The sequence below is a fragment of the Citrobacter sp. Cpo015 genome (genome assembly GCF_030333035.1).
Classification (GTDB): domain Bacteria; phylum Pseudomonadota; class Gammaproteobacteria; order Enterobacterales; family Enterobacteriaceae; genus Citrobacter; species Citrobacter portucalensis.
In genome coordinates this window covers 1-5,498 of record NZ_JAOWGS010000026.1, presented here as the reverse complement: position 1 = coordinate 5,498, position 5,498 = coordinate 1, and the positions used below count along the sequence as shown (strand labels likewise).

Below are 5,498 nucleotides of genomic sequence, written 5' to 3'. Positions count from 1 at the left end.
GGGTGGATCAGGGTAACAACCATTTTGATGTTGTCGCCCGGCATTACCATCTCTACGCCTTCCGGCAGTTCGATGGTACCAGTCACGTCAGTAGTACGGAAGTAGAACTGCGGACGGTAGCCTTTGAAGAACGGAGTATGACGGCCGCCTTCGTCTTTGGACAGAATGTACACTTCAGATTCGAACTTGGTGTGCGGCTTGATAGAGCCCGGCTTAGCCAGTACCTGACCACGTTCGATTTCTTCACGTTTGATACCACGCAGCAGAACACCAACGTTCTCACCAGCACGGCCTTCGTCCAGCAGTTTGCGGAACATTTCAACGCCAGTACAGGTAGACTTAGCAGTCTCTTTGATACCAACGATTTCAACTTCTTCACCAACTTTGATGATACCGCGCTCTACACGACCGGTAACAACGGTACCACGACCGGAGATGGAGAATACGTCTTCGATAGGCAGCAGGAACGGCTTGTCAATCGCACGCTCTGGTTCTGGGATGTAAGAATCCAGGAAGCCAGCCAGTTCGATGATTTTCGCTTCCCACTCTGCTTCGCCTTCCAGCGCTTTCAGAGCAGAACCACGAACGATCGGAGTGTCGTCGCCCGGGAAATCGTACTGAGACAGAAGTTCACGAACTTCCATTTCTACCAGTTCCAGCAGCTCTTCGTCATCAACCATGTCGCATTTGTTCAGGAACACGATGATGTACGGAACGCCTACCTGACGACCCAGCAGGATGTGCTCACGAGTCTGCGGCATCGGGCCGTCAGTCGCAGCAACAACCAGGATCGCGCCGTCCATCTGCGCAGCACCGGTGATCATGTTTTTAACATAGTCGGCGTGGCCCGGGCAGTCTACGTGTGCGTAGTGGCGAGTCGGGGTGTCATATTCAACGTGAGAAGTGTTGATGGTGATACCACGAGCTTTTTCTTCCGGCGCGTTATCGATCTGGTCGAATGCGCGAGCAGCACCGCCGTAGGTTTTAGCCAGAACGGTAGTGATTGCAGCGGTCAGCGTTGTTTTACCATGGTCAACGTGGCCGATAGTACCGACGTTAACGTGCGGTTTAGTACGTTCAAATTTTTCTTTAGACATCGATTGTCCCTCTAAGACACGGATAAATCGGTGATATCACCACATCAACCAGGCAATATACCTGAGCTGTTGAATGCTTTTAAAAGTAAACAGAGAGAAACGGGAAGGAGAAGTGAAGTGGTGCTGATACCCAGAGTCGAACTGGGGACCTCACCCTTACCAAGGGTGCGCTCTACCAACTGAGCCATATCAGCACGTCTGGAGCGGGCAGCGGGAATCGAACCCGCATCATCAGCTTGGAAGGCTGAGGTAATAGCCATTATACGATGCCCGCATCCTGAAACTCGGCTACCCAGTTCTTTCTGCAACAAAAAAGAGATTTCTCTCTTTTCTGTTCGAGCTGATTAATTTTTTAATCAACTCAGGCGGCGATAACGCTGCCAGAAAGTGGTGGTGGGGGAAGGATTCGAACCTTCGAAGTCTGTGACGGCAGATTTACAGTCTGCTCCCTTTGGCCGCTCGGGAACCCCACCGGACTTGATGGTGCCGACTACCGGAATCGAACTGGTGACCTACTGATTACAAGTCAGTTGCTCTACCTACTGAGCTAAGTCGGCATCAAGTAGCGCGCATTTTATGGAGACATGCGCACTCATGCAACTAAAAAATTGCATAAAATGTTCTATCGCTCACATTTTGCACTATACGACCGATAAATAATCTATTTCCTCTTTGGATTGGACAAATTTCCAACGTCAGGTGCCTCCTCTGGGAGGAATTTTGCTCCGGCAGGTACGCTTTGATAGAGAGAAAGCACATCTTTATACATCTGGAATACCCGTCACATTGCATTTCAGAGGATGATTTTTTCTTATTATTCCCCCCCATCTGGTGTTACCCTCCTGCCCATTGTCCAAATTAACTGAAATGTGCGTGCCATTGCGTACCGGGATGATTTCGTTTTTTACCGCAGACCTGATATAGCAATGACAGCCAGACCATGCGTATGAGTATAAAAGAGCAAGCGTTAACGTCGCCTTACCTACAGTTTGATCGCAACCAGTGGGCTGCGCTTCGTGATTCCGTGCCGATGACCCTGACCGAGGAAGAGATTGCTCGTCTTAAAGGCATTAACGAAGACTTATCGCTGGAAGAAGTTGCCGAGATTTATTTGCCTCTCTCGCGTTTGCTAAACTTTTACATCAGTTCGAACCTGCGACGTCAGGCCGTGCTGGAGCAATTTTTAGGCACGAATGGCGAGCGTATTCCTTATATTATTAGCATTGCTGGCAGCGTCGCCGTCGGTAAAAGTACGACTGCGCGTGTTTTGCAGGCTTTGCTCAGTCGCTGGCCCGAGCATCGCAAGGTTGAGTTGATTACTACCGATGGCTTTCTCCACCCTAACCAGGTATTGAAAGATCGTGGACTAATGAAGAAGAAAGGCTTCCCCCAGTCCTATGATATGCATCGCTTGGTTAAATTCGTTTCCGATCTGAAATCAGGCGTACCTAACGTCACGGCGCCGGTCTATTCCCATCTCATCTATGATGTGATCCCTGATGGCGACAAAACCGTTGCCCAGCCCGACATATTAATACTCGAAGGGCTAAATGTATTACAGAGCGGGATGGACTATCCTCACGATCCGCATCATGTATTTGTTTCTGACTTTGTCGACTTTTCTATTTATGTTGATGCGCCAGAAGAATTACTCCAGACGTGGTATATCAACCGTTTCCTGAAATTCCGTGAAGGGGCGTTTACCAACCCGGACTCTTATTTCCATAACTATGCAAAATTATCAGAAGATGAGGCTATCAACACCGCCACATCGTTATGGAAAGAGATTAACTGGCTGAATTTAAAACAAAATATATTACCAACTCGTGAACGAGCAAGCTTAATCATGACGAAAAGTGCCAATCATGCCGTTGAGCAAGTCAGGTTGAGAAAATAAATAAAAAAGGGGAGCAACAGCTCCCCTTCTTATTACTCAGCGCTTCTTAGCGATATTTCTCCACCCATCCAGGGTTTGATCTCGCCATTTTGTTCAAGCAATAATGCACCTTGCGCGTCTATTCCACGAGAGATGCCAAATATTTCTTTATCGCCAATAATAAGTTTGACCGGGCGGTCGATAAAGTTATCCAGTCTCTTCCAGCGAGACAGATACGGCGCTAAACCTTCGTGCTCAAAGAGCACTAACGCAGCACGCAACTCACGTATCAGTCGGGCAGCAAGGGTATTGCGATCAATGTTAATGCCCGCTTCCTGCAAGTTAATCCAGCCTTGATTAACCACATTTTCTTCAACCCGGCGCATGGACATATTAATACCCGCACCGATAACAATCTGCGCGGCATCCCCTGTCTTACCGGTCAGTTCAACCAGGATCCCTGCTAGCTTACGGTCGAGCAAATAGAGGTCGTTGGGCCATTTTACACGTACCTTCTCTGCGCCCAGATCGCGTAAAACCTCAGCCATGACGATACCAATAACCAGACTCAGGCCAATCGCGGCAGCCGGTCCTTGTTCCAACCGCCAGAACATTGAAAGGTACAGGTTGGCACCAAACGGTGAAAACCATTTGCGACCACGGCGACCACGCCCGGCTTGCTGATATTCAGCGACACAGGCATCCCCTGACTCCAGTTGACCTATTCGGTCCATCAGGTACTGATTGGTTGAGTCGATAACCGGCAGGACTGTGATATTTCCACCATCCAGTTGAGAATGAATAAGTGAGGCATCTAATAGTTGGATAGGCTCCGGTAAGCTGTATCCTTTACCTGGAACAGTAAAGACATCAACCCCCCAGTCGCGTAACGTCTGGACATGCTTATTGATTGCGGCACGGCTCATTCCCAACTTTTCACCGAGCTGCTCACCGGAATGAAATTCGCCATCAGCGAGTAATGAAATAAGCGTCAGAGGGACGGTATTATCCTTCATACAATGATCTCCACAGCATTCATTTCACCCTGCGGGCCAATAAACCGGACCTCTGGTTCGAGCCAGACATTAAATTTCTCACCGACTTTTTGACGTACATGATGTGCAAGTTGCACCACATCCTGACTCGTCGCATTGTCTGCATTGATCAGCACCAGTGCCTGCTGTTGATGTACCGCTGCGCCACCAATGCGCTTACCTTTTAGCTGACACTGGTCGATAAGCCAGCCGGCTGCCAGTTTCACAGAACCATCAGCCTGCGGGTAATGAGGTGCTGTTGGGAATTTTGCCAGGAGCTCCTGCGCAATCTCTGCGATGACAATCGGGTTTTTAAAGAAGCTTCCTGCATTACCGTTTACTTTCGGATCGGGCAGTTTTGTCGTGCGCATATGGCAGACAGAATCAAAAACCTGCTGAGGCGTCACCGTTGTAGGATCCAGGCGCGTCAGATCGCCATAGGTCAGTACCGGATGCCACTGTTTAGACAAGCGTAAACCAACAGCAATAATTGCGAAGCGATCCTGGTATTCATGTTTGAAGATGCTGTCACGATAACCAAAACGACATTCTGCTGCACCAACGCGCAGATGTTTGCCAGTCGACAGCTCAACGCAGTCTACGTATTCGCAGACGCGCTTTAGCTCTACGCCATAGGCACCAATATTCTGGATTGGCGATGAACCCACGCAGCCTGGGATAAGCGCCAGATTTTCCAGCCCAGGCATGCCAAGCTGCAACGTATGCTGGACCAGATGATGCCAGTTTTCACCCGCACCTACGTGCAAATGCCACGCATCAGGTTGTTCTGTAATCTCAATACCCTTAATACGATTGACGATCACCGTACCCTGGAAGGTATCAAGAAACAGGACGTTACTCCCTTCGCCCAGGATCAGTACAGGATGATGCGATGCATTGGCTGATTGCCAGGCATTCAGTAATTGTTGTTCATTTTCGGCGCAGACAAGTTCATTCGTTTGCTGATCGATACCGAAGGTGTTCCAGGCTTTAAGGGAGTGATTCATAGACGCTTTCCTGATGCAAAATCGCGCCTAGTTTACCGCATATACCGCAGGATGGCTTGTGTTATGGAGGTTTTGGATATTGCTTTGCACCCGATGGTGCGGTGTTGTGATGTGCCTGATGCGCTGCGCTTATCAGGCCTACAAAATACATTCAGCCCTGCCTCTGTAGGCCGGATAAGGCGATACGCCGCATCCGGCAATGTACCGCCGCGTTGCCTGATGCGCTGCGCTTATCAGGCCTACAAAATACGTTCAGCCCGGCCCCTGCAGGCCGGATAAGGCGGCACGCCGCATCCGGCGGTTTTCATCCCGCACAGACGCAAAAAAGCCCATCCGGCAGGATGGGCTTCTTCACTTTATTTGATGCCTGGCAGTTTATGGCGGGCGTCCTGCCCGCCACCCTTCGGGCCGTTGCTGCGCAACGTTCAAATCCGCTCCCGGCGGATTTGTCCTACTCCGGAGAGCGCTCACCGACAGACAACAG

The 5,498-nt window shown here is 49.9% G+C and carries 4 protein-coding genes, 4 tRNA genes and 1 pseudogene; 2 read left to right on the top strand and 7 right to left on the bottom strand.

The features are described 5' to 3' along the window. From tuf to OGY67_RS09035, 5 genes are all read right to left on the bottom strand, one after another. Positions 1-1,097: elongation factor Tu (tuf, locus tag OGY67_RS09055; RefSeq protein ID WP_118262821.1), on the bottom strand; the 1,097-nt coding region annotated here is incomplete at its 3' end. Between the two features lie 118 nt (positions 1,098-1,215). After that, a tRNA-Thr gene (locus OGY67_RS09050) sits at positions 1,216-1,291 on the bottom strand. 5 nt (positions 1,292-1,296) lie between these two features. Then, positions 1,297-1,371: transfer RNA gene (locus OGY67_RS09045), tRNA-Gly, on the bottom strand. A gap of 114 nt (positions 1,372-1,485) precedes the next feature. Then, positions 1,486-1,570 (bottom strand) — tRNA-Tyr (locus OGY67_RS09040). Positions 1,571-1,578: 8 nt separating this feature from the next. Further along, a tRNA-Thr gene (locus tag OGY67_RS09035) sits at positions 1,579-1,654 on the bottom strand. A 19-nt stretch (positions 1,655-1,673) separates the two neighbouring features. On the opposite strand from OGY67_RS09035, the pseudogene OGY67_RS09030 reads away from it, so the two are divergent. Then, positions 1,674-1,754: pseudogene (locus tag OGY67_RS09030) on the top strand (hypothetical protein); the annotation flags it as partial. A 289-nt stretch (positions 1,755-2,043) separates the two neighbouring features. Beyond that, positions 2,044-2,994: a type I pantothenate kinase gene (gene coaA / locus OGY67_RS09025; protein WP_003031107.1), complete on the top strand. Its 951-nt coding sequence runs from the start codon at positions 2,044-2,046 to the stop codon at positions 2,992-2,994. A 32-nt stretch (positions 2,995-3,026) separates the two neighbouring features. On the opposite strand, the gene birA is transcribed toward coaA, so the two are convergent. Further along, positions 3,027-3,989: a bifunctional biotin--[acetyl-CoA-carboxylase] ligase/biotin operon repressor BirA gene (birA, locus tag OGY67_RS09020; RefSeq protein ID WP_003826969.1), complete on the bottom strand. Its 963-nt coding sequence runs from the start codon at positions 3,987-3,989 to the stop codon at positions 3,027-3,029. Continuing rightward, entirely contained in the window at positions 3,986-5,014 is a 1,029-nt protein-coding gene (murB, locus tag OGY67_RS09015; RefSeq protein ID WP_234692996.1) for a UDP-N-acetylmuramate dehydrogenase, read from the bottom strand. Before murB ends, birA begins: the two co-directional genes overlap by 4 nt. Positions 5,015-5,498 lie beyond the last annotated feature (484 nt).

Coding starts and splice junctions, on each gene's coding strand:
- birA (WP_003826969.1), bottom strand. CDS start 3,989: ATGAAGGATAATACCGTCCCTCTGACGCTTATTTCATTACTCGCTGAT.
- murB (WP_234692996.1), bottom strand. CDS start 5,014: ATGAATCACTCCCTTAAAGCCTGGAACACCTTCGGTATCGATCAGCAA.
- coaA (WP_003031107.1), top strand. CDS start 2,044: ATGAGTATAAAAGAGCAAGCGTTAACGTCGCCTTACCTACAGTTTGAT.